Origin of the sequence: Amycolatopsis thailandensis, assembly GCF_042723255.1 — a bacterium.
Lineage (GTDB): Bacteria > Actinomycetota > Actinomycetes > Mycobacteriales > Pseudonocardiaceae > Amycolatopsis > Amycolatopsis thailandensis.
In genome coordinates, this window is record NZ_JBHXJK010000095.1 from 21,803 (window position 1) to 34,641 (window position 12,839).

The following is a 12,839-nucleotide window of genomic DNA, read 5'->3' on the forward strand; positions in this document are numbered from 1 at the left end:
TCCCCATGCGCGTGCTTGCCTTCCTCGACGGGACCCTGGCCGACCCCGAAGCCGCTCACCTGCGGGTGGACGACCTCGGATTGCTTCGCGGCGACGGCGTGTTCGAGACGATCCTCGTCGTCGACGGACGCCCCCGTGAACTCCGCCCGCACCTCGAGCGGCTGGCCCGTTCCGCGGCCATGCTCGACCTGCCGGAGCCGGACCTCGCCGACTGGGAGCGCGCCGCGCAGGTCGTCGTCGACAACTGGTCCGGCACCGCCGAAATCGCGCTGAAACTGGTGTACACCAGGGGAATCGACGGCGACCCGGAAGCGAAGCCGTTCGGGTTCGCGCTCGGCGTGGAGATCGACGAGAAGGTCCTGCGGGCCCGCGTCGAAGGCGTCGCGGCGATCACCCTCGAACGCGGTATCGAGCCCGATCTCGCCGAGCGCGCCCCGTGGCTGCTGCTAGGCGCGAAGTCGATTTCGTACGGCGTCAACATGGCCGCGCTCCGGGAGGCGGGCCGCCGCGGCGCGAGCGATGTGATTTTCACCGCCGCCGACGGTTCGGTCTTCGAAGGGCCGACTTCGACGGTCGTTCTCGCGAAGGACAAGACGCTTTACACGCCGCCCGCGACCATCGGCATCCTGCCGGGGACGACGCAGGCCGCGCTGTTCCGTGGTGCCGAGCGGGCGGGCTGGTCGGTCAAGGTCGAACCGCTCAAGGTTTCGGACCTCACCGGAGGCGAAGGGCTGTTCCTCGCCTCGTCGGTCCGCAAGCTGACCAGGGTGCACACGCTCGACGGCGTCACGCTCGGCGACTCCAGCGCGATCCACGCCGAACTGGCCGCCGCATACGAGAGCGAGTACGCGATCAGCTGAGCGGGCTGATGATCAGCAGGTGCGGAAGGATCGCTTCTTCGCGGTAGGCCGCGATCTTGTGGTGCCCGTCGAGGATCACCGCCGCGTCGGCGGTTTCCAGCACGACCGCGACCGGACGGTGCCCGCTCTTGATCGCAGTCCGGTAGTAACCGACCCGCGAGACGTCGGCGGGCGGCCAATCGGCGCTCGGGGTCAGGTAGCGGTCCTCGGCCAGCCGTTCGGGGCCGGTGACCTGGTAGTCGCCGTCGGTGAAGAGGGCGAGAAGCGGGCGGAGCGTGTCGCCGAGCGGACGCCGCATCTGGCCGGTGGCCAGCGCTATCCGCAACGACTGCGGGAGTTCGGGCTGCGAGGGGACCGAATTCGTGTCGATGACACCCGTGCCACCGTCGACCTTTACCTGTTCCACACCCTCGTGGACGAGTGAAAGCGGAGAAGGGTTCCGGGACGGGCCTGCGCGAGTGCCGGGAGTGACGCCCGTCTCACCACCGCGGCCACCGGATAACCACCGGTAGTCGGATGATCCGCCAAGAAGACGACCGGCAGCCCGTTCGGCGGCACCTGGACGGCGCCGGTCAGCAGGCCCTCGCTGGGCAGCTCCTGTTCGACGTATTCGTCCTCGCGAGTCAACGCGGGTCCGTCGAGCCGGAGGCCGACACGGTTCGATTCCGCCGTCACCGTCCAGGTCTTCGCGAGCCCGGCCGCGAGGTTCTCGAACCAGTGCGCACGCGGGCCCGGCTCCACCTCGACGACCAACGACGCCGGAGCGACCGTGGGCAGCACGACATCGGCGCCGCCAGGCAAGGACGGTGTGCCGAGCGGGAGGACGTCGCCTGCCTTCAGCGGAGCGGGTCCGATCTCCGAAAGGACGTCCCGCGACCGGCTGCCGAGTTCCGCGTCCACCGCGATCCCACCGGAAACCGCCAGGTAGCAGCGCAAACCGGTGGCGGGCGCGCCGATCTCGACGACTTGGCCCGCCGCCAGCCACACCGGCGCGTGCGAGCCGACCGGGCGCCCGTCGATTGCGACGTCGACGACCGGACCGGTCACCGCGATCGTGCAAGAGGAGATCGCCCGCAGCGCCGGCCCGCCGAGCAGGCATTCGACGCCCGCGGCGTCCTCGTCGTTGCCGACGAGCCGGTTGGCCAGCCGCAGCGCCGGGACGTCCAGCGCGCCGGACGGCGGGACGCCGAGATGCGCGTAGCCGGGCCTGCCGAGGTCCTGGACCAGCGCGAGCGGGCCCGGCCGGACCACTTCGAGCGCCCTCATCCGGCGCTCCGGAACCGCACCCGGTCGCCGGGTGCGAGCAGCGCGGGCCGCTCGGCGCGGGGATCGAACAAGACGGTCCGGGTGTGGCCGATCAGCCGCCAGCCGCCGGGCGAGACGCGCGGGTACACGCCGGTGAACTCACCCGCGATCCCGACCGAACCCGGTGGCACGCGAGTGCGCGGAGACGACAGCCTCGGCTGCCGGAGTGGTTCGGGAAGTCCTGTCAGGTAGCCGAAACCGGGCGCGAACCCGGTGAACGCCACGGTGTAGACGGCGCCGGTGTGCAACCCGACGACGTCCTCAATGGACACTCCGGCGTCCTGCGCGACCAGTTCGAGGTCTTCGCCGTCATACGTGACGTCGAGGGTGATCTCGCGGGATTCGCCTTCGGGCGGGTGTTCGAGATCGGCGCCGGAAAGAAGCTCGCGGACGGCGGAGAGGGCGCCGGAGCCCGGGGTTTCCACCAAGAGCAGGCTGCGGGCGCCGGGGACGAGTTCGGCGATCCCGGCCGGGCGCGCCGACGAGACCGTGGCGTGCGCCGCGATCGTCTGGGTCAGGGAATCACAGTCGAGCAGGGCGGCGTGCTCGCCGTAGGCACGCCACCGCACGGGAGACGGTCAGCCCACCACGCGACGCAGCAGCGCCGACGTGTGCGGCTGGAGTTCCTGGCCCATCATGGCGCGCTCCTCGACGTAGCCGAGTTCGCCGTTGACGATGCCGTAGAGCCGCTGCGAGGCCGTGACGTCCTTGGCCGTCGAAGTGCGGACGACGGCGTCGGTGCCCAGCTCCCAGGCCGGAACCGAAGCCTTGCCACGGGGCTTGCCGTAGAAGAGCTCGACGATGCCGGTGTTGTGGGTCAGCAGCAGCTCGATCGTGTCGTCGGCCTGCGGACGCCAGAACCCGGACTCCCGCGCGGCGGGCCGGATGACCTTGCCCTCTTCGTCGAGCAGCCAGGCGCGAGCCTCGTGCGTGAGGAAGGGGCGGCCGTCGTGCGCGATGGTCAGCTGCATGCCGAACCGGTACGGGCCGTCGATGGTCGGGTAGTCGACCTCGCCTTCACCGCGCCACACGCCGACGAGCGGCAGCAGCGCCAGGCAGGCGTCGTTGAGGTTCGGCCCTTCGCGCAGGTTCGCCGTGTCGCCCGGGACGGGCATGTCGTCGAACTGGGGAAGGTTCCGGTCGCGCGTGCTTTCCGCGCGCTTTTCCGCGGCCTGGATGGCCTCGTCGCCACTAGCCGTCATGGGTCAGCGCTGGTCCGCGTAAAGCCGGTAGACGACGTACACGGCGAACCAGGTGATCGCGACGCCGGCGAGCACCAGCAGGGTCGTAAACAGGATCTCCACGCCACGCACTTTAGTCGCTACCTGCCCGGACAGGCCCGCTGAGGGTCCGTGGCAGTGCCCACAAGTACATGAAGGCCCCCTTCACGGCGCTAGGCGCAATGAAGGGGGCCTTCATGTACTCAGATCGTCAGGCGACCGAAATGGCCAGCTGGTGGACGCCCGGGCCCTGGGCGGTCACGGACGCTTCGCCGTTGCCGGAGCGGTGCAGCGCGCGCACCGTCCAGTCGCCGGGGGCCGCGTAGAAACGGAAGTCGCCGTCCGCCGACGAGACGACCTCGCCGGTGAAGTCGCCGCCGCCGTCCAGCAACCGCACGAAGGCGCCGCCGACGGGCCCCTCCGCACCGGTCACCTTGCCGGCCAGCACGACCTGGCCGCGGGTGTCGTAGTCGGCGGGCGTGGCCTCCTGGACCGGTGCGCCGCAGCTGTCGTCAGCCATCACTTAGCTCCCAACTCGACCGGCACGCCGACGAGCGAGCCGTATTCCGTCCATGAACCGTCGTAGTTCTTCACCTGGTCGTAGCCGAGGAGCTCGTGCAGCGCGAACCACGCGATGGACGAACGCTCGCCGATGCGGCAGTACGCGATCGTGGACTTCGACTCGTCGAGGCCCTCGTCGGAGTACAGCTCCTTGATCTCGCCCTCGGTCTTGAAGGTGCCGTCCTCGTTGGCGACCTTCGCCCACGGGACGTTCAGCGCGCCCGGGATGTGGCCCGGGACCTGCGACTGCTCCTGCGGCAGGTGCGCCGGGGCGAGCAGCTTGCCGGAGAACTCGTCGGGCGAGCGCACGTCGACGAAGTTGCTGCCGCCGATGGCCTGGACGACCTCGTCGCGGAACGCGCGGATCGAGAGGTCCTGCTCCTTGGCCTTGTAGGTGGTGGCCTCGCGCTTGACCTCTTCCGAGTTCAGCTCGCGGCCGTCGAGTTCCCACTTCTTGCGGCCGCCGTCGAGCAGCTGCACGTTCTCGTGGCCGTAGAGCTTGAAGTACCAGTACGCGTACGCGGCGAACCAGTTGTTGTTGCCGCCGTAGAGGACGACGCGGTCGTCGTTCGAGACGCCCTTCTCCGAGAGCAGCTTCTCGAAGCCCGCCTTGTCGACGAAGTCGCGGCGGACCCCGTCCTGCAGGTCCTTGCGCCAGTCGAACTTCACCGCACCGCGGATGTGTCCGTTGTCGTACGCGGTCGTGTCCTCGTCGACCTCGATGAACACGACACCCGGGGTGTCCAGGTTCTCCTCGGCCCACTGGGTGGTGACCAGGACGTCTTCACGGCTCATGGAGCTGACTCTCTTTCTGGGTTAGGACGCGCGAGGGCTGGGGCTGAAACGCTTGATGAGCAGGTACATCTCGCAACCGAGACAGAAGTTGAACGCCGCGTTGAGGAAGGCCGCGAACAGCGCGAACGCCGTCGCGACGAAGCCGAGCGCGGTCAGGCCGGCGGCGAAGCCGACGGTGCCGATGACGGCGAACACGAAGCCGACGGCCTGCGCGAAACGCAGCGGGGCCGCGTCCTCGCGTTCGGTCGCCGGGCCCAGCCGCGGCGCCACCAGGTAGCGGTAGAGGAGGGAGTACGGCGCCGGCTTCAGGCCGACGAAGGCGCCGATCGCGAACACCACCGCCTGCGCCGCGAGCAGTGGCCACCACTGGGTGATGAGCACGATCGCGAGCACGATCGTCGTCAGGATGGCGGCGAAACGCGGACCCCGGGGGTCGACGGCCGGTCCTGCGGACATGGATCCTCCTGCGAACGAGAGGGAAAAGAGGTGCGTGCCGGACAGGGCACGCGCGGCGGCTTCGAAGGCGCGATCAGCAGGCCGGACACAGGCTGCTGCGAACGCGGCACAGATCCACTGCGCGGCGCTGGGTCAGCAAGGTTCGGGGCAGCCTGTTCACGGGCACGAGGGTACGCAGAGCTCCCTCAGGTTGGGAACCGTGTTCACACCTTGGGACGCTTCCCAAAATTCGGGATCAGGCGTTCGCCAGATGGGGTTTCAGGGCTTCGAGAAGCTCCTGACCTCGGGGAACGCCGCCGACGCGGAAGACCTCCCTGCCGTCCGGCGTCAAGGCAAGCGTCGTCGGAGTCCGCAATACCGAAAGTGCCTGGGCGACTTCGGGGGTCTCGGTGACGTCCAGATCGACGTGCGTGAGGCCGTCGGTCTTCTCCGCGAGCGACGACAGGATCACGCGGGTGTGGCGGCACGGCGCGCAGAACGTGGTGGAGATTTGAACCAGGGTGACGCCCTCGGGAGCGAGGGCGCCGGAAACGCGACCGGGCAGTGCGGGAGCGCCGGACTTCGCCGCGCGGATGCGGCCGTTGCGCGCCTGCATCAGCGCGCCCGCCACCCCGCCGAGCACCAGGACGCCCAGCAGCACCCACACTCCGGTCATCCGCAAATCACCCCTGAGGCTTCGCTCCGCTGAAGGCGACGTTCTTGCCTTCGCCCTTGATGGTCACCGAGCCGCTGTTCACGCGCACCGACGTCGGGGTCACCGAGAACGGCATCGCGCCGGTGTCGATGGTCGCGTTGAAGTTCGGCAGCAGCAGTTGCTGCACAGCCTGGGGAACGACGGTGGTTTCCTTGTCATTCCCGAACTGGAGCCGCTTCGGCTCGAGACGGATCTTCTGCCCGTCCAGTTCGATCATCGCGAAGCAGAAGATCTCCGTGTTGTTCCCGGCGATCTGCACGTTGCCCGAAACCCGGATCCCGGCGCTGGCGGTGTCCACCGGCTCGCCGTTCTCGTTCGTGGTCGTCGTGGGCTTCGTCTCGCCCTGCCCGCTGTCGCCGTTGCGGACGTAGTCCTCGGTGACCGGCTCGATCTTCAGGTTCTCGATCTTGTTCAGCGGCGCCTGCCGCGCGATGTCGGCGGCCTTGATGATCACCTCGCCCTTGAGCGTGCCGATGGTGATCGCCTTGGTGTTGCCGGACGTCAGGTCCGAGAGCGGCGCCGTGACGTCGCTCATGTCGGCGTTGAAGTCCACATCGTTCAGCTTCGGCGGGACGGCGACGCCCTGGGCGTTGATGGTGATGTGACTGTAGTCACCGGAGAGGGCCTGGGTCAGGAACGGGAAACCGTGCACCGTGACCGCCGGATCGTTGGCCAGCTTCAGCTGTTCGCGGGTCTTCTGGGAGATCGTGTGCTCGGCGAACGCGGCCGCCCCGAAATCGGCCCCGACCAGCAGGACCAAGAGCACCGCGAGGGCGATGAGCCAGCCCCGTCCACGCCGCTTCGGTCGCTTGGCGGACCGGCCGGGGGAAGGCCGTTCGTCACGCGCCACGGGCCTGCTCACCATCGCTTCGAATCTCCTTCGTAAACCTCTTTGGCCAGGTGTGATCGATCCAGCACGGGATAGGTCGTCGGCCGTTCACCCGCTATTCTCACTAAGCACCGGCTGTAGCCACGTACGAGGCGACTACGAGTTAGGGCGGTGCGGCGATGAGCCTGGACCTTCTGGTGTTGACTGCGGAACCCGACGCGACCGCGGTGCTGCCCGCTCTCGATCTGCTGCCCCACACCGTACGCGTACGTGCTCCCGAGGTGACCGCACTCCTCGACGCCGGCCACCGCGACGTCATCGTCCTCGACGCCCGCACCGATCTCGCCTCCGCGAAGAGCCTCTGCCGCCTGCTCAAGGGCGCCGGTGAGGACGAGGCCTCCACACCGGTCATCGCCGTGGTCGGCGAAGGCGGGCTGGTCGCGGTCAGCGCGGAATGGCGCACCGACGACATCATGCTCCCGACGGCCGGTCCCGCCGAGGTCGACGCCCGGCTGCGGCTGGTCACCACCCGCGACGGCGCCGCCGCGCAGGTCGACGCCGAACTCCGCGTCGGCGAGCTGGTCATCGACGAGGCGACCTACACCGCGAAGCTCCGCAAGCGCACCCTCGAACTCACCTACAAGGAGTTCGAACTCCTCAAGTACCTCGCGCAGCACGCCGGCCGGGTGTTCACCCGCGCGCAGCTGCTGCAGGAGGTCTGGGGCTACGACTTCTTCGGCGGCACGCGCACTGTCGACGTCCACGTCCGGCGCCTGCGCGCGAAGCTGGGGCCGGAGCACGAGCAGATGATCGGGACCGTGCGCAACGTCGGCTACAAGTTCGAGCGGCCGTCCAAGGGGGCCGCGGCCAAGCAGCAGGCCATCGCCCCGGACGCGAGCGTCTACGAGCCGAACGAGCTTTCCGCGCACTGAGGTCCCTTCCTCTCCTGCCTGACAAGACGTCCGGGCGTCTTACTGGTTCCCCGGTAGGGTCGGTTTCATGCTTGATCTGGCTTGGACCGGTGAACCGGAAACGGAAGAGATCCACGACTTCCTCCTCGCCGTGCGCGAGGCCGACGGGCGCCCGGAGGACACCGGTTTCGACGGTGGAGAGCACCTCCTGGGGCACGTCGACGGCGAGCTGGTCGCGTACGCGCACCTCGACACCGAAGGCGACTCACACGGCAACCAGGTCGCCGAACTGTTCGTCCACCCCGCGCACCGCCGCTCGGGTCACGGCAGAGCGCTCACCAAGGCCCTGGCCGAGCACGTCGCCGGGAAGCCGTTGCGCGTCTGGGCGCACGGCGACCACCCCGCCGCCGTCCACATCGCCGGGACCGAAGGCTTCGAGCGCGCCCGTGAGCTGCTGATCCTGCACGCCGACGCCGAAGCGGCGGACTGGCCGGAACCCGTGACGCGCGAGGGCGTCACACTGCGCACGTTCGTTCCCGGCCAGGACGAGGAAGCGATGGTCCGCGTCAACGCGCGCGCCTTCGACTGGCACCCCGAACAGGGCGCCCTGACCGCCGACGAGGTCCGCGCGACCGAGAAGGAAGCCTGGTTCGACCCCGAGGGCTTCTTCCTCGCGGAAGAGGACGGGAAGGTCATCGGCTTCCACTGGACGAAGGTCCACGAGGCGGTCCCCGGCCGGTTCGGCGGCGAGCCCGCGGGCGAGGTCTACGTCGTCGGCATCGATCCGGACGCGCAGGGCGGTGGTCTCGGGAAGGCGCTCACCCTCGCCGGCCTGCGGTATCTCCGCGATCGCGGGCTGGGACAGGTGATCTTGTACGTGGAGGGCGACAACGCTCCCGCGCTCGCGGTCTATTCGAAGCTCGGCTTCACCCGATACGAGGTCGACGTCCAATACGCTCGGTAACCGCGTTCACACGTGCGGCACTTGACCGGTCACGGAGAGCAGACGCGCAGGTCACGGCCGGGACACAGACCACTTTCGGAGTAGTCGCGCTGCTCACATCGGCCGCCTTGTTCACTTGCCGTTCACCCTTAGACGGTCGCCTGTCCACTGTCGGTGCTTAATGTCCGGGTCCGGAAGGAACGCTCCCGTTCCACCGATCCGGCGAAAGTCTCCCAGTGGAGGAAATGCAGTGAAGATCATGCGGCCCGCGGGCGCGATCGGCATCGTGGCCACCGCCGCCCTCGTGCTCGGCGCCTGTGGATCCGACCCGGCGGCGACCAAGCCCCAGAGCTCGGGCGCCGCGTCCGCGCCCAGTGGCGCGGCCAACGTCGAATGCGGCGGCAAGAACCCGCTTTCGGCCGAGGGCTCGTCCGCGCAGAAGACCGCGGTCGACATCTTCGTGCAGCAGTACGCCGCCAAGTGCTCCGGGCAGAAGGTGAACTACAACCCCAGCGGTTCCGGCGCCGGCATCAAGCAGTTCAACGCGAACCAGGTCGACTTCGCTGGTTCGGACTCGCCTCTCAAGGACGGCGAGGAGGCCGACAAGGCCAAGGCCCGCTGCGCCTCCGACGCGTGGAACCTGCCGCTCGTCATCGGCCCGGTCGCCGTGGCGTACAAGGTCTCCGGTGTCGACAAGCTGACCCTGACCCCCGAGGTCACCGCCAAGATCTTCAACGGCGGCATCACCAAGTGGAACGACCCGGCCATCAAGGCGGTCAAGGGCAACGAGAGCGTCAACCTGCCGGACAAGGCCATCCAGGTCATCTCGCGCTCCGACGAGTCGGGCACCACCGACAACTTCCAGAAGTACCTGAAGGCCGCCTCGAAGGGCGCCTGGACCCAGGGCGACGGCAAGAAGTTCGCCGGTGGCGTCGGTAACGGTGCCGAGAAGTCCAACGGTGTGGCCAGCGCGGTCAAGGCCACCGACGGCGCGATCACCTACGTCGAGTCCGCGTTCGCGAAGGACGGCATCAACGCCGCCCTGATCGACAGCGGCTCCGGCGGTGTCGAGCTCACCGCGGCGAACGTCGCCAAGGCCCTCGACGCGGCGAAGTTCAAGAAGGAAGGCACCAACGACCTCGCGCTGGACCTGAACGCGATCTACTCCAGCAACGTCGCCGGCACCTACCCGATCATCCTCGCCACCTACGAGATCGTCTGCTCCAAGTACGCCGACGCCGAGGTCGCCAAGGCCGTCAAGGCGTTCCTGAACGTCGCCGCCACCGACGGTCAGAAGCCGCTCTCGGACAAGGGCTACGTGCCGATTCCGCAGAGCCTGCAGGACAAGGTCCTGACCGCCGTCAAGGCCATCGCCTGACCCTGTTGCCGATCTTCAGGCCGATCAGTAAACAGGCTGGACAGAAGTAGTCGATGAGCGATTCGTCTTCGCCCAGAACGCCCACCGGCGACCCCGGTGGGCGTTCTGGCGTCCGCGAGACCTTCACGGAGGACCCGATTTCGGAGCAACCTGCCGCGTCACCGCCCGAGAAGTCCTCGGTGCCACTCGCGAGCCCCAATTCCAGGACGGTGCGGCCCGGTGACCGCATCTTCCAGTTCCTGACCACCGGAGCCGGCGTCTTCGTCGTCTCGCTGATCGGCCTGATCGGACTGTTCCTGCTGGTGCAGGCCATTCCGGCGCTCCAGGCCGACAACGTGAACTTCCTGACCAGCCAGGTCTGGCAGACCGATCCGAACGACATGAAGTTCGGCATCATGGGCCTGCTGCTGGTCACGGTCTACTCGGCGCTGCTGGCCCTGATCATCGCGATGCCGATCTCGCTCGGCATCGCCCTGTTCCTCACCCAGTACGCGCCGAAGCGGCTGGCGAAGCCCTTCGCCTACGTGATCGACCTGCTCGCCGCGGTCCCGTCGATCATCTACGGCCTTTGGGGCCTGATGGTCTTCGCGCCGACGATCGAGCCCTTCTCCCAGTGGGTCAACGACACCTTCTCGTGGATCCCGCTCTTCGCGGCGGGCAACGTCTCGCCGGACCTGCGCGGCACGATCTTCACCGCGGGCATCGTGCTCGCCGTGATGATCCTGCCGATCATCACCTCGCTGTCGCGTGAGGTGTTCGAGCGGACCCCGACCCCGCACATCGAAGGCGCGCTGGCGCTGGGCGCCACCCGCTGGGAGGTCATCCGCACCACGGTGCTGCCGTTCGGCAAGGCAGGCTACATCGGCGCCTCGATGCTGGGCCTCGGCCGCGCGCTCGGCGAGACGATCGCGCTCGCGATCATCCTGACCGGCGCGGTGGGCCGCGAGTTCACCTGGAGCCTCTTCGACGGCGGCGCCACCTTCGCTTCGAAGATCGCGGCGGACTACGCGGAACTCAACAACGAGATCTCGGCGGGCGCGTACATCGCGGCCGGCCTCGTGCTGTTCCTGCTGACGTTCATCGTCAACTTCGCCGCGCGATCCATCATCGCCAAGAAGGGGGACTGAGCATGTCCACCACGCTCGAGAAGACCCCCGCCACCACCCCCGCCTTCCAACAGGTCAGCTTGGCGAGGAAGACCAAGAACGGCATCGCGACCGTTCTGATCTGGCTGTCGTTCCTGATCGCCGTCGTGCCGCTGGTCTGGCTGCTCGCCACGGTGGTCATCAACGGCGTCAAGCGGATCCCCTACAGCAACTGGTGGACCGAGGACTTCGGCTCGGTGCTGTCGGACGAGGTCGGCGGTGGCGTGGCGCACGCCGTCATCGGCTCGGTGCTGCAGGGCCTGGTCTGCGCGATCATCGCGGTCCCGATCGGCATGCTGGTCGCGATCTACCTGGTCGAATACGGCCGCGGGAAGCTCGCGAAGGTCACGACGTTCATGGTGGACATCCTCTCCGGTGTCCCCTCGATCGTCGCGGCGCTGTTCATCTACGCGCTGTGGATCACGACGTTCGGCCTCCCGCGCAGCGGTTTCGCCGTGTCGCTCGCCCTGGTGCTGCTGATGATCCCGGTGGTCGTGCGCTCGTCGGAGGAGATGCTGCGGATCGTCCCGGACGACCTGCGCGAAGCCTCCTACGCGCTCGGCGTGCCCAAGTGGAAGACGATCATGAAGATCGTCCTGCCGACGGCGCTGTCCGGCATCATCGGCGGCATCATGATGGCGCTCGCCCGGGTCATGGGCGAGACCGCGCCGCTGCTGGTCCTCGTGGGGTACTCCGCCTACGTGAACTGGGACATCTTCGGTGGCGAACAGGCCGCTTTGCCGCTTCTGATGAACAACGAACGGGTCAGCAACCCGTTCGACGAAGGTACCGTCGCGTTCGACCGGATCTGGGGTGCCGCGCTCACCCTGGTGCTGATCATCGCGATCGTGAACCTTCTCGCCATGCTCTTTGCCCGTCTTGTCGCCCCGAAGAAGAAGTGAGCTGTTTGAGATGGCCAAACGAATCGACGTCAAAGACGTGGACATCTACTACGGCAAATTCCACGCCGTGGACGGCGTCACCCTCTCGGTGCCGCCGCGGAACGTCACCGCGTTCATCGGCCCGTCGGGCTGCGGCAAGTCGACGGTGCTGCGCACGCTGAACCGCATGCACGAGGTCATCCCCGGCGCCCGCGTCGAGGGTGAGGTGCTGCTCGACGGCGAAGACATCTACGGCGCCGGGGTCGACCCGGTGCAGGTCCGCCGCACGATCGGCATGGTGTTCCAGCGGCCCAACCCGTTCCCGACGATGTCGATCCGCGACAACGTCGTGGCAGGCCTGCGCCTCGGCGGCACCAAGGGCAAGAAGGAGCTCGACGAGGTCGCCGAGCGCGCCCTTCGCGGCGCGAACCTGTGGAACGAGGTCAAGGACCGGCTGAACAAGCCCGGCGGCGGCCTCTCCGGTGGTCAGCAGCAGCGGCTCTGCATCGCGCGGGCGATCGCCGTGCGGCCGGACGTGCTGCTGATGGACGAACCGTGCTCCGCGCTCGACCCGATCTCGACGCTGGCCATCGAGGACCTGATCGGTGAGCTCAAGAAGGAGTACACGATCGTCATCGTGACGCACAACATGCAGCAGGCGGCGCGCGTCTCGGACCAGACCGCGTTCTTCAACCTGGCGGGCGTCGGCCAGCCGGGTCGCCTGGTGGAGCTGAACGACACCGAGAAGATCTTCTCGAACCCGGACGAGAAGGCGACCGAGGACTACATCTCGGGCCGGTTCGGCTGAGTCTCGGCAAGTACATGAAGGCCCCCTTCCTTGCGCCTGGCGCAAGGAAGGGG

General features: G+C 68.1%; 16 protein-coding genes. 7 read left to right on the forward strand and 9 right to left on the reverse strand.

From position 1 onward, the window contains the following. Nucleotides 1-5 precede the first annotated feature (5 nt). On the forward strand, nucleotides 6-860 hold the full coding sequence (locus ACFWMR_RS30235) for an aminodeoxychorismate lyase (RefSeq protein ID WP_378380835.1): 855 nt from the start codon (nucleotides 6-8) through the stop codon (nucleotides 858-860). Here the strand turns inward: ACFWMR_RS30235 and ACFWMR_RS30240 are convergent. The 9 genes from ACFWMR_RS30240 to ACFWMR_RS30280 all read right to left on the reverse strand — a co-directional run bounded on the left by ACFWMR_RS30240 (nucleotide 853) and on the right by ACFWMR_RS30280 (nucleotide 6,756). Further along, nucleotides 853-1,266, reverse strand: a complete 414-nt coding sequence (locus tag ACFWMR_RS30240; RefSeq protein WP_093939117.1) for a hypothetical protein — start codon at nucleotides 1,264-1,266, stop codon at nucleotides 853-855. The two genes, ACFWMR_RS30235 and ACFWMR_RS30240, sit on opposite strands and share 8 nt — an antisense overlap. Then, nucleotides 1,254-2,126 carry a 5-oxoprolinase subunit C family protein gene (locus ACFWMR_RS30245; protein ID WP_378380836.1) on the reverse strand — a complete coding sequence of 291 codons (873 nt, stop codon included), beginning with the start codon at nucleotides 2,124-2,126 and terminating at the stop codon, nucleotides 1,254-1,256. Before ACFWMR_RS30245 ends, ACFWMR_RS30240 begins: the two co-directional genes overlap by 13 nt. After that, nucleotides 2,123-2,734 carry a 5-oxoprolinase subunit PxpB gene (gene pxpB / locus ACFWMR_RS30250; protein WP_378380837.1) on the reverse strand — a complete coding sequence of 204 codons (612 nt, stop codon included), beginning with the start codon at nucleotides 2,732-2,734 and terminating at the stop codon, nucleotides 2,123-2,125. Before pxpB ends, ACFWMR_RS30245 begins: the two co-directional genes overlap by 4 nt. Before the next feature lie 9 nt (nucleotides 2,735-2,743). Beyond that, nucleotides 2,744-3,367: an FABP family protein gene (locus ACFWMR_RS30255; protein WP_093939120.1), complete on the reverse strand. Its 624-nt coding sequence runs from the start codon at nucleotides 3,365-3,367 to the stop codon at nucleotides 2,744-2,746. 229 nt (nucleotides 3,368-3,596) lie between these two features. After that, on the reverse strand, nucleotides 3,597-3,905 hold the full coding sequence (locus tag ACFWMR_RS30260; protein ID WP_167406447.1) for a DUF1416 domain-containing protein: 309 nt from the start codon (nucleotides 3,903-3,905) through the stop codon (nucleotides 3,597-3,599). Then, nucleotides 3,905-4,741, reverse strand: a complete 837-nt coding sequence (locus tag ACFWMR_RS30265) for a sulfurtransferase (RefSeq protein WP_378380838.1) — start codon at nucleotides 4,739-4,741, stop codon at nucleotides 3,905-3,907. Before ACFWMR_RS30265 ends, ACFWMR_RS30260 begins: the two co-directional genes overlap by 1 nt. Nucleotides 4,742-4,762: 21 nt before the next feature. Continuing rightward, nucleotides 4,763-5,197 carry a DUF4395 domain-containing protein gene (locus ACFWMR_RS30270; protein ID WP_378380839.1) on the reverse strand — a complete coding sequence of 145 codons (435 nt, stop codon included), beginning with the start codon at nucleotides 5,195-5,197 and terminating at the stop codon, nucleotides 4,763-4,765. A 235-nt stretch (nucleotides 5,198-5,432) separates the two neighbouring features. Beyond that, a complete protein-coding gene (locus ACFWMR_RS30275) occupies nucleotides 5,433-5,852 on the reverse strand; it encodes a TlpA family protein disulfide reductase (protein WP_378380840.1) in 420 nt (139 codons plus the stop codon). 7 nt (nucleotides 5,853-5,859) lie between these two features. Continuing rightward, a complete protein-coding gene (locus ACFWMR_RS30280; RefSeq protein WP_093939124.1) occupies nucleotides 5,860-6,756 on the reverse strand; it encodes an LmeA family phospholipid-binding protein in 897 nt (298 codons plus the stop codon). Between the two features lie 143 nt (nucleotides 6,757-6,899). Between ACFWMR_RS30280 and ACFWMR_RS30285 the strand changes: the two genes are divergently transcribed. The 6 genes from ACFWMR_RS30285 to pstB all read left to right on the forward strand — a co-directional run bounded on the left by ACFWMR_RS30285 (nucleotide 6,900) and on the right by pstB (nucleotide 12,786). Next, nucleotides 6,900-7,652, forward strand: coding sequence for a winged helix-turn-helix transcriptional regulator (locus ACFWMR_RS30285; protein ID WP_093939125.1), 753 nt, complete (start codon nucleotides 6,900-6,902; stop codon nucleotides 7,650-7,652). Between the two features lie 67 nt (nucleotides 7,653-7,719). After that, nucleotides 7,720-8,595 (forward strand): mycothiol synthase, encoded by an 876-nt coding sequence (gene mshD / locus ACFWMR_RS30290; RefSeq protein ID WP_378380841.1) that lies wholly within the window; start codon nucleotides 7,720-7,722, stop codon nucleotides 8,593-8,595. Between the two features lie 229 nt (nucleotides 8,596-8,824). Then, the gene (gene pstS / locus ACFWMR_RS30295) at nucleotides 8,825-9,952 is read left to right on the forward strand and encodes a phosphate ABC transporter substrate-binding protein PstS (protein ID WP_093939127.1); all 1,128 of its coding nucleotides are present in this window, start codon (nucleotides 8,825-8,827) and stop codon (nucleotides 9,950-9,952) included. Between the two features lie 209 nt (nucleotides 9,953-10,161). Further along, the gene (gene pstC / locus ACFWMR_RS30300) at nucleotides 10,162-11,079 is read left to right on the forward strand and encodes a phosphate ABC transporter permease subunit PstC (RefSeq protein WP_378380843.1); all 918 of its coding nucleotides are present in this window, start codon (nucleotides 10,162-10,164) and stop codon (nucleotides 11,077-11,079) included. Between the two features lie 2 nt (nucleotides 11,080-11,081). Further along, nucleotides 11,082-11,999, forward strand: coding sequence for a phosphate ABC transporter permease PstA (gene pstA / locus ACFWMR_RS30305; protein WP_378380842.1), 918 nt, complete (start codon nucleotides 11,082-11,084; stop codon nucleotides 11,997-11,999). Between the two features lie 10 nt (nucleotides 12,000-12,009). After that, nucleotides 12,010-12,786: a phosphate ABC transporter ATP-binding protein PstB gene (gene pstB, locus ACFWMR_RS30310; protein ID WP_005152681.1), complete on the forward strand. Its 777-nt coding sequence runs from the start codon at nucleotides 12,010-12,012 to the stop codon at nucleotides 12,784-12,786. Nucleotides 12,787-12,839: the final 53 nt, after the last annotated feature.

Coding starts and splice junctions, on each gene's coding strand:
- ACFWMR_RS30255 (WP_093939120.1), bottom strand. CDS start 3,367: ATGACGGCTAGTGGCGACGAGGCCATCCAGGCCGCGGAAAAGCGCGCG.
- pstB (WP_005152681.1), top strand. CDS start 12,010: ATGGCCAAACGAATCGACGTCAAAGACGTGGACATCTACTACGGCAAA.
- ACFWMR_RS30275 (WP_378380840.1), bottom strand. CDS start 5,852: ATGACCGGAGTGTGGGTGCTGCTGGGCGTCCTGGTGCTCGGCGGGGTG.
- ACFWMR_RS30265 (WP_378380838.1), bottom strand. CDS start 4,741: ATGAGCCGTGAAGACGTCCTGGTCACCACCCAGTGGGCCGAGGAGAAC.
- ACFWMR_RS30260 (WP_167406447.1), bottom strand. CDS start 3,905: ATGGCTGACGACAGCTGCGGCGCACCGGTCCAGGAGGCCACGCCCGCC.
- ACFWMR_RS30285 (WP_093939125.1), top strand. CDS start 6,900: ATGAGCCTGGACCTTCTGGTGTTGACTGCGGAACCCGACGCGACCGCG.
- ACFWMR_RS30245 (WP_378380836.1), bottom strand. CDS start 2,126: ATGAGGGCGCTCGAAGTGGTCCGGCCGGGCCCGCTCGCGCTGGTCCAG.
- ACFWMR_RS30270 (WP_378380839.1), bottom strand. CDS start 5,197: ATGTCCGCAGGACCGGCCGTCGACCCCCGGGGTCCGCGTTTCGCCGCC.
- pstA (WP_378380842.1), top strand. CDS start 11,082: ATGTCCACCACGCTCGAGAAGACCCCCGCCACCACCCCCGCCTTCCAA.
- ACFWMR_RS30280 (WP_093939124.1), bottom strand. CDS start 6,756: ATGGTGAGCAGGCCCGTGGCGCGTGACGAACGGCCTTCCCCCGGCCGG.
- ACFWMR_RS30235 (WP_378380835.1), top strand. CDS start 6: ATGCGCGTGCTTGCCTTCCTCGACGGGACCCTGGCCGACCCCGAAGCC.
- mshD (WP_378380841.1), top strand. CDS start 7,720: ATGCTTGATCTGGCTTGGACCGGTGAACCGGAAACGGAAGAGATCCAC.